This window comes from Nostoc sp. (assembly GCF_036917095.1).
Classification (GTDB): domain Bacteria; phylum Cyanobacteriota; class Cyanobacteriia; order Cyanobacteriales; family Nostocaceae; genus Nostoc.
Genome location: NZ_JBALFH010000058.1, coordinates 18,802 through 35,885, shown reverse-complemented (window position 1 = coordinate 35,885; position 17,084 = coordinate 18,802). Strand labels below are relative to the sequence as shown.

General features: G+C 37.9%; 9 protein-coding genes. 6 read left to right on the top strand and 3 right to left on the bottom strand.

Annotated features, from left to right (window positions below; genetic code table 11):
* Window positions 1-186: 186 nt before the first annotated feature.
* The gene (locus tag V7L01_RS34365) at window positions 187-3,705 is read left to right on the top strand and encodes a phosphorylase family protein (protein ID WP_335042806.1); all 3,519 of its coding nucleotides are present in this window, start codon (window positions 187-189) and stop codon (window positions 3,703-3,705) included.
* Window positions 3,698-6,010 (top strand): 5'-methylthioadenosine/S-adenosylhomocysteine nucleosidase family protein, encoded by a 2,313-nt coding sequence (locus V7L01_RS34360; RefSeq protein WP_335042805.1) that lies wholly within the window; start codon window positions 3,698-3,700, stop codon window positions 6,008-6,010. Before V7L01_RS34365 ends, V7L01_RS34360 begins: the two co-directional genes overlap by 8 nt.
* A 116-nt stretch (window positions 6,011-6,126) precedes the next feature.
* On the opposite strand, the gene V7L01_RS34355 is transcribed toward V7L01_RS34360, so the two are convergent.
* Window positions 6,127-6,678 carry a hypothetical protein gene (locus V7L01_RS34355; RefSeq protein WP_335042804.1) on the bottom strand — a complete coding sequence of 184 codons (552 nt, stop codon included), beginning with the start codon at window positions 6,676-6,678 and terminating at the stop codon, window positions 6,127-6,129.
* A gap of 401 nt (window positions 6,679-7,079) precedes the next feature.
* On the opposite strand from V7L01_RS34355, the gene V7L01_RS34350 reads away from it, so the two are divergent.
* Both V7L01_RS34350 and V7L01_RS34345 read left to right on the top strand, forming a co-directional pair.
* A complete protein-coding gene (locus V7L01_RS34350) occupies window positions 7,080-11,240 on the top strand; it encodes a PIN domain-containing protein (RefSeq protein ID WP_335042803.1) in 4,161 nt (1,386 codons plus the stop codon).
* Between the two features lie 228 nt (window positions 11,241-11,468).
* Entirely contained in the window at window positions 11,469-11,855 is a 387-nt protein-coding gene (locus tag V7L01_RS34345; RefSeq protein WP_335042802.1) for a 5'-methylthioadenosine/S-adenosylhomocysteine nucleosidase family protein, read from the top strand.
* Between the two features lie 80 nt (window positions 11,856-11,935).
* On the opposite strand, the gene V7L01_RS34340 is transcribed toward V7L01_RS34345, so the two are convergent.
* Together V7L01_RS34340 and V7L01_RS34335 are read right to left on the bottom strand one after the other, a co-directional pair.
* On the bottom strand, window positions 11,936-12,073 hold the full coding sequence (locus V7L01_RS34340) for a hypothetical protein (RefSeq protein WP_335042801.1): 138 nt from the start codon (window positions 12,071-12,073) through the stop codon (window positions 11,936-11,938).
* The gene (locus V7L01_RS34335) at window positions 12,054-12,689 is read right to left on the bottom strand and encodes a transposase (RefSeq protein ID WP_335042800.1); all 636 of its coding nucleotides are present in this window, start codon (window positions 12,687-12,689) and stop codon (window positions 12,054-12,056) included. The genes V7L01_RS34340 and V7L01_RS34335 overlap by 20 nt, the downstream gene beginning before the upstream one ends.
* 332 nt (window positions 12,690-13,021) lie before the next feature.
* Here V7L01_RS34335 and V7L01_RS34330 point away from each other — a divergent pair, with 332 nt between their 5' ends.
* Together V7L01_RS34330 and V7L01_RS34325 are read left to right on the top strand one after the other, a co-directional pair.
* Window positions 13,022-15,280, top strand: coding sequence for a phosphorylase family protein (locus V7L01_RS34330; RefSeq protein WP_335042799.1), 2,259 nt, complete (start codon window positions 13,022-13,024; stop codon window positions 15,278-15,280).
* Between the two features lie 72 nt (window positions 15,281-15,352).
* A complete protein-coding gene (locus V7L01_RS34325; protein ID WP_335042798.1) occupies window positions 15,353-17,083 on the top strand; it encodes a phosphorylase family protein in 1,731 nt (576 codons plus the stop codon).
* The last annotated feature ends 1 nt before the right edge of the window (window position 17,084 follow it).

The following is a 17,084-nucleotide window of genomic DNA, read 5'->3' as shown; positions in this document are numbered from 1 at the left end:
TTTAATAATACTTGCTTATACGTGTTTGTTTATTGATGATGCCTGCGGTGTGCGTAGCGATCGCCTTTTTGGAAAAACTTTTTGGTTTACTGATCCATCGAATTGCTATGTTGATGTGGCGCAGAATGTTGCAGCTAGATTCTCCATGTACAATTTTATATATTTATAAGGCATTTAGACGGAGATATGGCAGGTATCCCCCCGCAACTGCTTAACCGATTACGTCAAGCACTTTTAGAATGCGAGCAATTCGAGAGCGATCGCGATCTCAGGGCAATTTTCGCCTTTGAGCCACTCCATCCTTGGCGTGTCAGTTTACCTCACGCTGATAGCCTGACTAGCAGAGTTGATAATTTAATTGCCTTCCTGGTTAACAAATATCGCAGCGACACCAAGGAAAATGCCCTTGTGCTATTTGTACGATTATTAAGTTATCTCCTAGATGGGGTGGATGAACGTCATCAGCAGTTGGCAGATTTAGCTTCAGAGCTTGAAAGAGAGATTGTAAGTAGCGATACCACAAAAAATTCTCTACAAAATATTAATCCACCAGTTAATATTCAAGTTGACAAAGCTAGTCAAGGAAAGAAAAATTCACAACAACGAGAACAAAATCTACCTTGTGCGGTTATCCTTACTGCTATACCTGTTGAGTATAAAGCTGTTCGTCGCTATTTAACAGAACTACGAGAAGAGTTACATCCCCAAGGAACAGTTTACGAAAGAGGTAAATTTGCTGCTAATGGCATAGCTTGGGATGTGGCCATTGTTGAAATTGGCGCTGGTAATACTGGAGCAGCACTGGAAGCTGAACGTGCAATTAACTACTTTCAACCAAATGTAATATTTTTTGTTGGGGTAGCGGGTGGTATTAAAGATGTTGCCTTGGGTGATGTAGTAGTTGCGACAAAAGTATATGGTTATGAATCAGGTAAGGCAAAGATAGCATTTGAACCAAGACCAGATGTTGGTTTATCCAGTTATAACCTAATACAGCGAGCCAGAGCCGAAGCCAGGAAAGAAGATTGGTTGCAAAGGCTGCAAAGGCTACAGCTTAACATTCCAAGGGAAGCACCGAATGTATTAGTTGCAACCATCGCCGCTGGAGAAAAAGTAATTGCCTCAAAACACTCTAGTATTTTTAATTTTCTCCAGTCAAATTACGGTGATGCTGTCGCAGTAGAAATGGAAGGCAGGGGTTTGCTCCAAGCAGCTCATGCTAATGAGCGAGTATCAGCACTAATTGTTCGTGGTATCTCTGATTTAATTAGTAGCAAGAGTAAAACCGATAAAGCAGGTTGGCAAGAAATTGCTGCACATCATGCAAGTGCTTTTGCATTTGAAGTATTAGCTAAGTTAAATATATATGGGGCGAATAATGCCACTATTTCTATAGGCAAAGATGTTATTAATTCTAATGTTAGTGCTGAAAGTATAGTTACTACGAGTAAAAGTGAATTAGAGAGCAAAAAAATCTTGTTCTTAGCAGCCAATACTGTAAGTAATAGTCGCTTGCGTTTAGATGAAGAAATACGAGAAATTGAGGCGGGACTGAGACGTACTAATAAACGTGATCGATTTCTAATAATCCCGAAATGGGCAGTTAGAGTTACGGATTTGAGACGGGCTATTTTGGATGTCAACCCACAAATTATTCATTTCTCCGGACATGCAACTCAGTCTAGCGAAGTAACTTTGGAAGACGAAACTGGGCAAGTCAAGCCAGTTAGTCCAGAATCCTTGTCCGAACTTTTTCAGCTTTTTCAAGGACAGTTAAATTGTGTTTTTCTCAATGCTTGTTACTCAGAAGTTCAAGCAGAGGCAATAGCCCAACATGTGGATTATGTAATTGGTATTAGCAAGGAACTTTCAGATAGTGCAGCCATAGAATTTGCTATTGCTTTTTATGATGCGCTCGGAGAAGGAAGGTCTATTGAGCAAGCCTATCGGTTTGGCTGTGCAGCAATAGCATTTGCAGATATATCATATAATCTAACTCCAATACTCAAAAAGCAACCTACCTTAGAATTACGACAATATGAGCGACAATTACAGCAATATGAAACCGAATTTGCAAAAGCTATCACAGAGCAGTATCCTTTGTCAGATGAAACTCGTGCTAGTTTGCGAGTTTTACCATCATCTTCAGGAATTATATACGAAGATATCGTAACAATTGAAATTCGCTTAGAAGATATTGAGATAATACGTCGTTTCACTAACGATAAAGCTATCCAAAATAAACAAAGACTTGCTGAGGCTATAACTCGTCATATAGGTGCAACAGATGTTAGTCAGATTACTGATTCGCAGTTTCCAGAAAATAGTTTGTGGGAAATAGTACTTCCAGAAACGGGCTTACAATTTAATACACAAAAAGTCATCTTTTATATAGCCTCAAACCACAATATTTCTAATTACAAACAACTGACTGAAATTTGCAACAAAAAAGAATACCCATTTGTTATTATTGTAACAATTGCAGATGTTTGCGATATACCTGGGTATGCTTGTTCACAGATTATTTTATTGCGTCTTAGTTCTTTAAAAGAATTGATTTCATGTCCAAATGAAAAATTGACAGCTTGGTTAGCACGTTTTTTGACAGGAAATATAAATATAAATGTTTTACATGGCTTACTTCCATATAATACAAGTGGACCAACAAAGTATTTCTATGGGCGCGAGGATGAATTAACGCGTTTAATATACACTCCCCAGAGAGGAGGAATTATTCTGGGAGCAAACCGTAGTGGTAAAACGTCTCTTTTAGAACAACTAGCAAATAAATTAAATGGCTTGGGAAATAAAGTAATAGGACCTCTGTCAGTACTAGGATTACCTTCATTTTTTAATAAAACTTGCATGGAGCTAGGATATGAATATTCACCTGTTATGACTCTTGAAGATTGGTCTTCCCTGATTAAAAATTATTATATTAAACACCAAGAAAAACGTCTGGCATTTCTTTTAGATGAGGTAGATCAAATTTTAGAAGCAAACATAGAAGAGGCAAAGAAATTGGGATGGTACATGCGAGCACTGCAAAATGAAAAATATTGTGAATTTTATCTAGCAGGTCACGCAAAACTTCGTGAAGCAATAGCTTTGGAAGCTGCACCATTTCGGAATTTTGCAGAAGAAATAACATTAACCGGATTATCTGAAACTGCTAGTATAGACCTAATTCAAAAACCTATGAGGTTATTAGGTCTTGAAGTCTCAGAAGAACAAGCTCGGCGAATTTTTCAAGGAACAGATGGCGTTGCTGTTCTCATTCAAGAGTTTTGCATTAAGCTTGTAGAAATAATTCGCCAAAGCAGTTCATCTGTAGTAAAAGATACCGATATCAAAAAAGTTGAGGAATTACCCCATTTCTTAGACAATGTTTATCATCATTATAAGTATGCCCAGACACCTGATACCATGTCGGTCACACTTTCAATAGCGATTCTTGGAGAAACAGACAGGATAGGAATCACTCAATTTATTCAAAATAAAAGTGTAACTTTTAATAGAGATGACTTAGACAATGCACTGCAATTTCTTGATAGATTTGGTGTGATAAAACAGGAAAAGGCTGGTAGCTATAAAATATCATCAAGTTATTTATTACAAGCAATTAAAGATCGGGAACCTAATTCTTTATTGGCTCATACAATAAATAAGTTTAACGAAACCATAAAAAGATCTAACTATGATTGAACGTTCAATAACAATAAATAATTTATGTAATCTACTTAAAACAGATTATGTTGCCTTGCTTGGACAACGCAAAAGTGGAATGAAAAGTTTAATTAACTATTTGGTAAATAACACATCAGCTTTTGCTAGGATGGAATTTATTTCTGTAGCATTACCACTAAATAGGAAGATCAACCTTGGGGATTTTCTAGAAATGTTTTTGCGACGATTGATAGAAGCATCTGTTCTAGTTTCACCGAAAGTATCATTACAAAATGAAGTTAAACAAGTTGTACAAGGATATACAGGAAGTTCAATAGAAAATCGATTGGACGAAGTTTTAAGCACTCTCGGTAGAGGAACAACTGCAAAGTATCTAGTCATTGTTCTACATGATATTTCCGAAGTTTCGGAAGAACCGTTAACATCTTTACTTTGGTTGCTACGTGATTATCATCGGCAGATAAATAATCCAGGACAAGCAGGAGCAAAGCTACGCTTTCTTGTAGCAGGAAATGAGCGTTTATGGAAATTATGTGTTAATAGCGTATCTAATATTTCTCCATTTAATATTGCAAAAAGAGTATTTTTGGGTGGACTTCATTATAAAGAAATCAATGACTATCCCGATGCCAATGTTAACAGCTTTGAACAAGCTATTAAGCTGCGAGATTTAACTGATGGAGTACCATCTATTATAGAAAATGTCATCAATTTACCCACGAAATTTTCCGATTTAAAACTATGTTTTGGTTCTATACAAGATAATTGGAACTATTTATCACTATATGCTAAAGAAACATTAAAAAATTTGGCAGAAGGCACGGAAAAAATTCCTTTGTGCAAACCAGATTCTCAATGCCTCCAAATTCCTAATTCAGAATATATTAACCCAGTTTGGGTAGAAGCTTTCTGGGTTGGATTTTTAAAAATGCGTTGTGGCGAACTAGCTTGGCGCTCTCCAATCCACCAAGCTTTTGTGATGGCGCTTATACAAAAAATGGATAAAGTCTCTAAATCTGATTTAATTAAAGCAAATGTATTAGAGCGAGTAGAGCGCTTAGATATAGCAATTAAGAATACACATAATCCTGAACTTTGTGATGATCTCCTTGAAGAATTATTGATACTGGTAGCCCATGCTGATAACTCTGACATAATTCCCGTTTTAGAAAGCTTACAAAATCGAGAACCTGACAACATTATTCTGGCAAATATTGAAGAGGTTGCGGAAAAATATAGTAAAGAATGGATTCAAGAATTAAAAGATAAGTTAGAGCGAAATCAAGATAATATTAGTAAGGTTGTCGTTCTTGAAGTAATGAATGTAGTACAGCAAAAGATTGTCAATAATGATTCAGAAGTTAATATAAATGCTCCAGAAAGAGAGAACACACCAATAATTTCTATTAATCATGCAGAATCAGCAGGATTTGATTGTTCTCCAGAAGATTTTGAATCTTGGATGAAAACACAACGCTGGTATCCGAAGCAATTTCCGGATTATAAAGTAGTCTCCCCACAAGAAGGTAAATTGGTACAACAAGAAATTGATATTGTAATCATTACTGCAACAGATAACGAACTAGATGCGGTAGCGCGTTTACTTAGACCTTATCCAAGTAAAACTGAAGGGCGTAAAAAAATTTTACAAATATCTTATGATGAAGAAACTTATTATTTAGGAAAATTTGGTGAATACAAAACTGTTCTTACCCAATGTGAAATAGGGACTAGATCTTCTGGATCTGCTCCTTTTGCAACACTAGCATCTCTACAATTATGGTATCCAAAAGCAATCATTATGGTTGGCATTGCTTTTGGTAAAACTTCTATTAAGCAAAAGATAGGTGACGTATTAGTTGCTTCAGGCATTATCGATTACGACTCACAGCGTGTTGAGCAAGAAAAAGTTATTTACCGTGGTGATATTACAAAAAGTAATATCACATTGCTAAATAGATTTAAAAACGCTAAAAGATGGAGCTTTTATCGCCCTGATAACTCCCTTTGTGAAAGATATTATTGTCCAATTTTGTCAGGAGATAAGTTAATAGATAATTTGGAATTTAAAGAAAATTTGTTTCAGCAATTTCCTCAAGCAGGAGGAGGCGAAATGGAAGGTGTAGCCGTATATGCGTCAGCAGCAAGGATGAAGACACCATGTATTTTAGTTAAGTCAATCTGTGATTGGGCTGATGGTAATAAACAAGACATTTACCAAAAATTTGCTGCTGCTTCTGCTGTTTCGCTCGTGTATGAAGTATTATCTAACAAACATGCACTTGAGTCGCTCGAAAAACCCAAAAAACCTATATTTGAATAATTGACAATAGCCTGAAAGGCGTTGCATAAATGCGGGATGAATTGGCAGTTAAAACCATTGAAAATTCGTTCCAAGTTGGGCGAAATCATCCCATGATTCAGCAACGCCGCTTGAAACTATCGTCCAACGCCTAAATCAGCGTAAATGAAAATCTCCACAGCCAAGATTATCAAAAGGACAAGCTCCACAACGCACAAAATATTAACAGCTAAAGGTGGTTGCGGGACTAGAAACCAAAAAGCAAGCAATGCAACTATACCGGATACAACAAAAGTAATCTCATCGATGATTAATTGTTCTATCTTGCGGCGAAAACGACGTTTATCGCTTCTATGGGCTATTTCCCAACCGAATATAGATTCTATATCTGCGTTACCAGTTAATTCTTGAATTTTGTTGACAAGTGTGTGGCGAATATATCTACCGATCGCTGAGATTTTTTCATCGTTGATTAGATAAGTCCAACCAAGAATCAGACAAATCCAAGGGATAACAAGGAGAGCATAGTAGTTACTGCTACCAGATAGAGCGAAAGAGAGGATGGCACCAAATACACCCAGCGTTACGTACAGCATATTATCGCGAAAACCAATTCGCTGTGCTTGTTCTTCCTTTAGTTTCTCGTATTCGTGAAGATAAACTTCGAGGATTTGTTGCTTATCACTCATAACCTAACTAGTATATAAAGTTACTATTGGATTTAACTATTTAGCAGCACGCACCGTTTTGGTGTGTATCTGCGCGATCGCTTAAGAATAGTTTAATTCCTAGTAGCCGAAAAAAGTCTAAAAACCATTAAGTAACGAATTATGGATGCTAACAGGCAAATTTACGCAAAATTTTCAGAAAATCGCGTTGCTCCCTACGATACTTTACCGATGGCTATGCCTTGCAAGGCAAAGAAGATAAGGCGTTGCATAAATGCGGGATGAATCATGCAAACACAGGTATTTCTCTATACTTTAAATAATAATGATACTTGAGTTGTCAGGAAAGCTTAATTTGACTGGGCAAATTTATACCGATTTGCCAAAATAAGAAAATAGTAATAATACAAAGGTATTAGTGAATGCCTCGCGCAGTTATTCTTACGGCTCATTCTATAGATTACCAAGCTGTCTGTACTCATTTAAGTAACTGCGATGAAGAAACACACCCCCAAGGTACCGTTTACGAGTTGGGGCAATTCTCTGTGGGCGAGCAAGTATGGGAAGTAGCGATCGCTGAAATTGATAACAATAACAATAGTGCAGCTTCAGAGACAGAACGGGCGATTCGGCACTTTCAGCCACAAGTTATTATTTTACTCAGTCCTGCCACTGGTATTAAGGATGTTAAAGCTGGTGATGTAGTAGTTGCTACAAAGGTTTATGGTTATGAATCAGGTAAGGCAGAAGATGAGTTTTTACCACGCCCAGAAGCACCAGAACCATCCTATAGCCTTAAAGCAAGAGCTAAATCAGAAAGGCGGAAACCTGATTGGCTAAATCGGATACTGGATAAAACATTAAATTTACGTCCTGATATTTTTCTAGCACCAATCGCATCTGGAAATAAGGAAGTTGGTGATCAACGAGCAACACTTATAAAATTTTTACGCTCTAATTATAACGATACTGTAGCAGTTGAAAACCTTGCATTTGGTTTTCTGAAAACTGCTCAGGCTAATGAGCGTGTTCTGGCGCTCACAGTGCATGGTATCTCTGGAACAATTGATATCAGTCATGAAAATAATTTAGTCAATTTTAGAAATATTGCTGCACAAAATGCGAGTGCATTCATTTTTGAGATTCTAGCAAAATTTAAGATAGAGAATGCAGAGACAACGGAGCGTTTTCGAGGAGTTGTAATAGAAAAGATTAGTCGTGAACAACTGATTGCTGAGATAGGTCAAAAATTTGATTTAGCTTCTTCAAATAATACAGATGAGTATCATGCTCAAATTGAGTATGCAAGAAAATTGATTAATCAAGGCAACCTTCAGCAAGCCGTTAACTATCTTAATGAGTTAAAGGGAAAGCTATGGTACAAGTCAGATAAAATATTTAAATACCGCCTACTGGCTAACTTGGGAATGGCACAGTCAGGACTAGATGAAACGAGAGAGGCGGCGAAATGTTTCTTAGAAGCTCTACAGTATAACCCAGAAGATGATAAAGCCTTAGCATTAGCAGCTATGGGTTATGTTTTCCAGAAAGATTACAATAATGCTGAAAATTTAATTAATCAAGCAATACAGAAAAATCAAGCAAATGAACTAGCATATTCTCTGCGTATTCAGATTACTCCTGTTACGGAATCTATTGATTCAATTATAGAACAGATACCTCCTGCATACCGCGACAGTCTTGATATTTTAGTAGCACTGGGAGATGCTGCTGAGAGACGTAATCTAGATGAAGAAGCAGAACAGTGGTGGGAATTAGCATTGAATAGAGACAATAGTAGCAATCTTAATATTGTCAAAATTACCCTGGGAGCAACCTTAACAAAACGTGTAATTCAAAAATTCCCACTTGCCTTTGCTGGACAATTAAGTGAAGCTGAGAAGCAAAATCTAGAACGAGCCGTCAACTTATTTACTGAGGTTTTGGGAGGACAATATGTAAATCCAAATAACCTTTCTCCTTCAGAATTTGGTGCTTTAACCAATCGTTCTGGTGCTTTGAGATTACTGAAAAAATATGATGATGCAGTCCGTGATATTGAAATAGCACTCCAAAAAGAACCTAACAATAGTTATTGTATCAAACAAAGAGCTTTGCTGGCACATGAACAGGGAAATGATGAATTAGCTTACAATTATTTAGAATCTATTATAGATAGCCATAATTCACCAGAAATACCTCTCTTAGCTGCTGATTTATTAATAGCAATGAAGCGTTGGGATGAGGCAAAAAATCTTCTCGATCAGTTCATTGTTAGAGATAACGTTTCTAGCAGTCTCAAACAAGATGCTAAACATCTCAAATTTGATTTATTCATGTTGAGTGGAGATAATGAAAATGCAAAACTTATGCTTGAGGAGTTGATTAACGAAGCTCCAGGAAGTGTAATCACAATTACTCAGCAAATTCGATTCTACAAGCATATAGGTACTGAAGCAAAAATTCCATCCTTAATCGAGCAGGCAAAAGCCGGACTCCTTTCCCATAATTTTCTTCCCTATCAACTTGTATTTGCAGAGCAGCTATATTCATGGCAATATTATCGAGATGCTGCTGAAATATACGAGCAGTTTGTTGATAAAACATTAAACAATAAATTAACGCATAAATTACTGTATTCTTACTACTATTCTGGTAACTATAAAACTGCTCTGGACATTTGTGAACAACTCCTCAACAAATATGGTTCCTTAGAGTCTGTCTCTGAGATAGCTGCCTATATTTATGACAATATTGGTGATACAAACAATGTTATCCGAGTCTGCAAAGCATACCTCGAAATTTTTCCCAGTGATACAGTAATGCAATTGCGATTAGCAGTTGCCAATTATGACAAACGTAATTACGATGAGCTAGACGATTTTCTAGATTCCAAACCGAGTATTGAAACTTTGCATCCGGTGGGATGTCAAAAACTTGCGAAATTGCTTAAAGTTAGAAATAAAATAGATTACTTCTTGGAAGTGATTTATGAAATGAGACGACGCTTCTACGACAATGGCCAAGTCCATGCTTTCTATGAAATATCTTATATGGAGGCGAGAAAAATTCAACCCAATACCAAAGAATTTATTAAGGTAGAGGATGGGTGCGGGGTTCTTTTAGGAAATGAATCTGGTAGTGAAGAATGGTTTATAGTTGAAGACCGAGAAGATGCTAGTTTTGCTCGTAAAGAAATTAATTCTCAACAGCAACTTTTTCAAGCTTTAATTGCTAAAAGCGGTGGAGATGAAGTAGTTATAGCAGAAGATAACTTTGGGCGAAGCACTCTCAAAATTTTAGCTATAGTAGATAAGTATTTTGCAGCAGGTAAGCAAAGCTTTGATTTATTGGATAAATTACCAAATATCAAAGGATTCCGTACTGTTAGCGTTCCCATGAATGAAGATGAAATTTCCTCAGACTGGATACAGCAATTGATAGAGATGCTGCAAGAGTGGAAGAGTAATCTTCATCGATTATACCAAGGTTATCAGGATAATAAAATTCCTTTTGGAGCATTTGCAGTTGCTTTTAATCGTTCTCCACTGCAACTGTGGTATGGACTAATTTTCAAAAATGATACTTGCATCCATACTTGGTCAGATTTCCAATACGAAAGATTTGAAAACTCTTTATCTATCCTCCAAAAAGGAGGTTTAGTAGTAATTGATCCCATTTCTCTAATAACTTTATATCAATTAGGTGTAGCAAATGATGTAGTAGCAGTTTTAGGAAAATTTGGTATTGCTCAATCCACAGTTAATTTATTTCAAGCAATGGTTGAGGATGCACAAGGTTTTAATAGAGAAGGTTTTTTAAATTTAGGAATTGAGCAGGGACAACTTATAAGAGAGGAGATTAGCGCAGAACAAGTTGATGAAGCTAAGAATTATTTTCAGCAAATTATTGATTGGGTGCATAACAATTGTTTAGTTCTTCCTTGTCGGAGAGCATTAGATATTAATATAGATGAGCGAAACAAGCTAAATGAGGTCATTGGATTAGCATTTGTTGATACTGTGTTAATTGCAGAAGAAGCTGGCAGAATATTATACTGTGATGACCAATGGTTGCGTTGGTATGCACAGTCTAAAGGAGTCCAGGGTGTTTGGACACAGGTTGTACTAAATTACTGTCTACTACAGCAAAATACGAATGAGGTACTTTACCGTAAAACAACTATAAAATTAGCACTCTGGGGATACAATTACACAATTGTCGATGCTGAAACTTTGATGGAAGGAGCTAGACTAGCTAATTGGAAAGTAGAGCCAAGTTACACCTCTGTTGTCAAGGTTCTTGCAGATAAGCAAACTTCAGAAGAATACATGACAGCAGTTGCAGCTGAGTTCCTATATAAACTCTACAGCGAAACAATAATTCCTGAAATTAGGGATTCATTAATTATTCATTTGCTGAATGCTGTCACAACTGGCCGTTCCCAAACACTTACCATTCAACAACTTATTTACCAACTTAACCTAATAATTCAGAGAAAACCTATTATCTTACCTACATTTCAGCATGAGATTTCGCAGATAATAAAAATCTGGCAAGACATTCAGCCAATTATTACTTAATAAATAACGGCTTGTATCTGAAAACAACAGCAGGAATAACTGCATCAAATACGCTAATTGTGGCACAAAAGAAGTGATCATGGCAGCTAACTTGCTGCGATCGTCCTAAGTACAGGCTCTTATGTAGTGTAAAAATCTAATCAACTAACCAAAGATAGATATAAGTTGGCAAATTCATCCAAAATATTCAATATAAGAAAATAGTTGCTTAAATAAAATATTATACCTATGGCTACGCCCCGTGCGGTTATACTCACTGCTATTCCTATAGAATATATGGCTGTTCGCAGCCATCTCGGTGATCTCCAGGAAGAGCTACATCCCCAAGGAACGATTTATGAGCGCGGAAAATTTATTGCCAACGGTAAAACATGGGAAGTGGAGATTGTGGAAGTTGGTGCGGGTAACGCAGGAGCAGCATTGGAAGCAGAAAGGGCGATCGCCTACTTCAACCCCAACGTGATATTTTTTGTTGGGGTGGCTGGTGGTATTAAAGATGTTGCCCTTGGTGATGTGGTAGCCTCGACAAAAGTATACAGTTATGAGTCAGGTAAAGCAAAACTCAAATTTGAACCCAGACCAGATGTCGGACTATCTACATACAATTTAATATAGCAAGCTAGGGCTGAAGCAAAGCCAATTCGTTAAGGCTGCTCCGACTTCATCAGTGAGAGGTTAGAGTGATTGCATTTTTGTCAAGAGGGTGCGGGAAAAGGGGATAAATCCAGCTTGGAGACTGGTTTTCGCAGTGCTTTGACTATTCCTAAATCTTGATTTTCTTTGGCAGCGAAGTACTTAATAGGGTCATTGGCGTTACCTTTTTCGTTTGCCACGCTGAAATGATACAAAAGCTTCTTCAATCCTCCATCTTTTTCGATATAAATCTGCTACGACGTAAGGAGGTAATATCGCAGGATCAAGAACAGAAGTAATGTAAGAATAACTAGTTTTACCAACCTTAATTTCAATTAAACGTAAAGTTAAAATTGGTGCGCCATGACGGACAGTTCCAAGTTGAATCAATCGGTCTTTAAGCGAATGATCGTAGCTAAAAATCTTTAAGTATTTAATAGATGCTTTGGCTTTTAAACGAGTAATAAAATGGACTTCTTTGTTAATAAGTTGTTGTAAAAAGTTGAAATGATAAAAACCTCTATCAAGTAAAATCAGAGTTTTAGCCGGTAGTAAATTCAGTAATGGCATTTCAAAATTTGTCTCGGATGCTGCGGGATTAGTATGAAACCAAACTTCTATGGGGAAACGAGTCACCAAATCAATTACTGTACAGATTTTTCCGGCTAACTGTCCTGTTTTCAAGTCTTCCAGGCTTTTTAGCTTCCGAAATAATGCTTCTAATGTGGAGCCATCAGCTATCCAAATTCGGTCAAAATTATGCAATGTAAACTTAACACTATCTGGTAGCGATCGCCTCCTCCCCCTTACCTCCATACGATTATCATTCTTATTAAAGGATTTTTGGGTATTTTAACTGATTGACAAAAAGCAATTTACCTTAACCTTTCACCGATGCTCCGACTTTAACTTGTCATATTCCTTAAAGAAAATTTCAAGGATTTGATCTTTATCGCTTATAGCTGTCTCCTAAAGAACATCACCTTGCTCCGGTATTCTGGCTAGCTCACTACTTCTTTACTACCAGTATTAACTAAAAACTGAGCAAGACCTAATAAAGCAGCAAAAATAGTATATAGAATAGTTTTGAGGCTTACAGCTATGAACTTTAGTAGTGTAGACCTCAATTAAAACCTCAGAATTAACCTATGCCGCGCGCTGTTATCCTTACTGCCTTGCCCGTTGAGTATCTGGCTGTCCGCCCTCACTTAACAAATCTTCAAGAGGAGATGCATCCCCAAGGAACGATTTATGAACGAGGAAAATTTATCGCAAACGGGCAGGCATGGGAAGTTGGAATTGCCGAGGTGGGGGCTGGTAACGCCGGGGCAGCAGTGGAAGCAGAACGAGCGATCGCCTACTTTAAGCCCGATATCCTTTTCTTCGTGGGTATTGCCGGAGGGATCAAAGATGTTGCAATCGGCGATGTAGTGGCAGCAACGAAAGTTTATGGCTATGAGTCAGGTAAGGTAGGAGAGCAGTTCTTCACCCGACCTGCCTTGGGACAGTCAACTTATGCACTGGTGCAAAGAGCCAAGTCGGAGGCAAGAAAAGGGGAGTGGTTGCAACGGCTACCCGACAGTCCAGTTTCGCAGCCTCGTGTGTTCGTAGCTTCCATTGCTGCTGGGGAGAAGGTGGTTGCCTCCAAGCAATCAGATATTTTTCAGTTTTTGAGGACGAGTTATAACGATGCGATCGCTGTCGAGATGGAAGGATTTGGTTTTTTGAGCGCAGCCTTTGCCTACCCTAACATTCAGGCGATCGTGATTCGCGGCATCTCTGATTTAATTGCAGGTAAAAATGACGATTCGGTAGAACCAGAACAAATTCGACAGGAAAGGGCTGCTCGTCATGCCAGTGCGTTTGCCTTTGAGATACTAGCCAAGTTAGAGATGGCCTCGCAATCTCTTCGTGAGTCCCAAGAAATTAAAATTTCAGCCACAAATCTCCAAAAACGACGGCGGTTGGAGCAGAGACAAGAAGCACTTCAGGCTGAGTGGAATCTTAGAAGCGAGAAGTTGAAGCAACTTCGACAGGCATTGGTGATTGAGTCAGGGATATCTGTCAAGTTTCAGTTGGAACAACAGATTCAAGAAGAAGATAAACAACTCAAACAGTTGGAAGATGAGCTAAATTCTGTTGAGCAAGCCCTGCATTCTGTAAATGAATCCCTCCCAAAGACAGAGGATATCGACCCTACTCCAGCTAATCGGCGAATTCAGTCAAATTCTCCCAATTTCTTCGCTTACGATGATGCCTGGGTTGGTCGCGATCGCCTGATCCGAGAGTTGAGCGATCGCATTCGTCGTCACTGCCGACTGCTAATTCTTGTTGGTATTACAGGGATTGGTAAAACGGCTCTCGGTGAACGGCTAGCAGTCGAAGTTGCTGACTGGTTTGATAATGACTGGTCACACTATCACCAAGAAAACTTTGATGACGAACAGCAAACTTCTGATTTTGCCAGTGTCGCTGCGCGTTGGCTAGAAAACTGGGGAGAATTGATCACCCCTGAAGACCGTAAAGACCCACAACGACTGTTGAATCGGCTAATCAGACATCTGCGTGAGCATCGCTACCTCGTGCAAATGGATTCCCTAGAAAACATTTTGCAGGGAAATGAAGATGAAGGATGGAACGACTTTAAAGATGAGTGGTGGCTGAAATTCTTTGATAGCTACCTGAAAGCAGAATCCTGTGAAAGCTGTTTTATCTTGACTTCTCAAGATTTACCTGGGCAAATTGAAGAAGTGGGTACGCGATCGCAAAACTTCTGGTACTGTCAACCGTTGAGTGGATTGGAGAAGCCTGAACAGATTGCTCTGTTTGAGAAAACTGAGTTAGACGTAAGCTTTAACTCCACCAGTAGAACTTATTTGGAACGAATCGGCAGTGCTTATGAGGGACATCCCCTAGCATTAAGAATCATCGCTGGAGAAATCAAAAACAAACCTTTCGAGGGAAATGTGTCGGCTTACTGGAACAATTACGGCAGCGAAGTGGAGGAAGTCGAGAAGGCGATCGCTGAAGCTCAAGAAGGAAACTCTGTTGGCGCAGATGATAAATGGCAACTGGATCGATTTACAAAGATGTTGAGGCGGAATGTGCGATCGCGTTTGAACAAAACATTCAAGCGGTTGCAAAAAGACGCAAAATGGGCTTACATCATGTTATGTGAAACCTCAGTTTATCGCTGCGCTGTCACTAAGGATTTCTGGTTAAGCCATTTGGAAGATTGGGACAGGAACGAAGATGAGCAGAAAGCCGCCTTGGATGCGTTGCGCGATCGCTATTTAGTGGAAGAAGTAGTTGAAAGCGATCTATCTTTGCTAAGACAGCACAATTTAATTCGTGGGGTGTCTCTTGAACACTTGAAAAAATTAGATGAAGCTGGAATCTCTACATAAAATTATTTGTTCATTCATTTGACTAGATATTACATGACTAAATTAATATTGAGACATTAACATTACAAAAACATGAATTCTTATATTAATAATCCAGATGCTCAAAGGTTTTCAGAAGGTGATGTAATAAGCCTAATTCAATTAGGAGATGAAAATCAATATGAGGGAAATTATCAAGAAGCTACTAAAAATTATCTTAAAGCTTTAGAAGTTTTATATCAAATTTTTGACGACGCTAATCAAAATATACAAGATAAAAATGGCTTAACTTCCCTAAGAGCTATTATTCTATCAAAGCTAGGAGACAACCTGATTTATGTGGGGCAATATAAAATTGCCGCAGGATTTTATGATCAACAGCGAAGCATAGTAACTGATGTCGGAAGCAAACTGGATATAGCTCTTGCTCACCATAAAGTTGGTTTGTGCCATTATTTTATGCGGTTGTATGAATCCTCTATAGAATTTCAGAAACAAAGCCTGGACATTCTTTCAACCGAAGAAGAAAAGCTTGAGTTCAAGCAGTTAAGATGTAAAATCCACCTATGCTTAGGATTGAATCAATTTGCCTTGAAAAACTACGAAATGGCTGCAAATCTTTATCAAGAAGCTTTAGATATTGCTCAGAGATATGGATTACAAAATGAAGAATCAGAAATTATTGCTAATTTAAGTTCATCAGTTAGAGAAAATCTTAATTTAGAATCTAAAAAACTCAATGTAAATTCCATTGAAAAACTAATGGGATATCTACATTACGCAATACGTATTGCTAATAAAAATCCTTATATAAAAGCATTAGCATCAAGAGAACTGGCTAAGATTCATGAAACTATTGATATTGATATTACCAAAAAGTACCTTGAGGACGCTTTGAATATTTCAAAGACATATGAGCTTCCTTTTTTAAAGGAAATTCAGGATGATTTAGATGTAGTTCTTCAAAAAAAGCAAGAACAACTGGAGCAAGATTATGTTCTAGAAGAGCAACCCTGGTACAGCCAAGGGTTTCCAAAAATACCAGAGATTGAACGGCAGAGGCTAGAATCTTCAGCATTTATAGCTGATTTCGTCATCGTTACAGCTACACCAATTGAACTTAAAGCCGTAGTTCGTTTACTAGAGCTAGATGCTCCTGATTATCTGCTTCCTTGTCGAATGTATACCTCGTCTGGACAATATTATTTAGGTAAGTTTGGTCATTACAAAACTGTTGTTACTCAATGTCGTATGGGTACACGCGATGAGCGAGGAGCAAGTTTTGTTACACAAAAAGCATTGGAAATCTGGAAACCTAAGGCTGTAATCATGGTTGGCATTGCTTTTGGTAAAAGCTCAGTAGAACAAAACATAGGTGATGTGCTAGTTGCAACTGAAATCATTGATTACGATGTCAACCGCATTGGATTAGATGGGATTGTTGATCGTGGGAGCCGTCCTTTAAGTAACAGAAACCTATTAGGCTTATTTGAACAAGCCCATGAATGGGAGTTTATCCGTCCTGATGGTTCTCCTTGTAAGCTTATTCCTGCTCCTGTTCTGTCCGGAGATAAACTGGTAGACAATCCAGAATTTAAGGCTGATTTATTTAAGCGATTCCCACATGCTAAGGGTGGAGAAATAGAAGGAATAGGTTTTTGTTCAGCAGCTAATTCACTTAACAAACCTTGGATTTTAATAAAGGCAATATGTGACTGGGCTGATGGGAATAAAAATGATAAGTATCAACCACTAGCTGCTGCTGCTGTAAGTCTTGTACATTATGTCTTGTCTCAAAAAACTATTTTAAATTGCTTTGAATAGT

Excerpts from the sequence above, each read along its gene's own strand:
- V7L01_RS34365 (WP_335042806.1), top strand. The coding sequence starts at position 187 with ATGGCAGGTATCCCCCCGCAACTGCTTAACCGATTACGTCAAGCACTT.
- V7L01_RS34360 (WP_335042805.1), top strand. The coding sequence starts at position 3,698 with ATGATTGAACGTTCAATAACAATAAATAATTTATGTAATCTACTTAAA.
- V7L01_RS34355 (WP_335042804.1), bottom strand. The coding sequence starts at position 6,678 with ATGAGTGATAAGCAACAAATCCTCGAAGTTTATCTTCACGAATACGAG.
- V7L01_RS34350 (WP_335042803.1), top strand. The coding sequence starts at position 7,080 with ATGCCTCGCGCAGTTATTCTTACGGCTCATTCTATAGATTACCAAGCT.
- V7L01_RS34345 (WP_335042802.1), top strand. The coding sequence starts at position 11,469 with ATGGCTACGCCCCGTGCGGTTATACTCACTGCTATTCCTATAGAATAT.
- V7L01_RS34335 (WP_335042800.1), bottom strand. The coding sequence starts at position 12,689 with ATGGAGGTAAGGGGGAGGAGGCGATCGCTACCAGATAGTGTTAAGTTT.
- V7L01_RS34330 (WP_335042799.1), top strand. The coding sequence starts at position 13,022 with ATGCCGCGCGCTGTTATCCTTACTGCCTTGCCCGTTGAGTATCTGGCT.
- V7L01_RS34325 (WP_335042798.1), top strand. The coding sequence starts at position 15,353 with ATGAATTCTTATATTAATAATCCAGATGCTCAAAGGTTTTCAGAAGGT.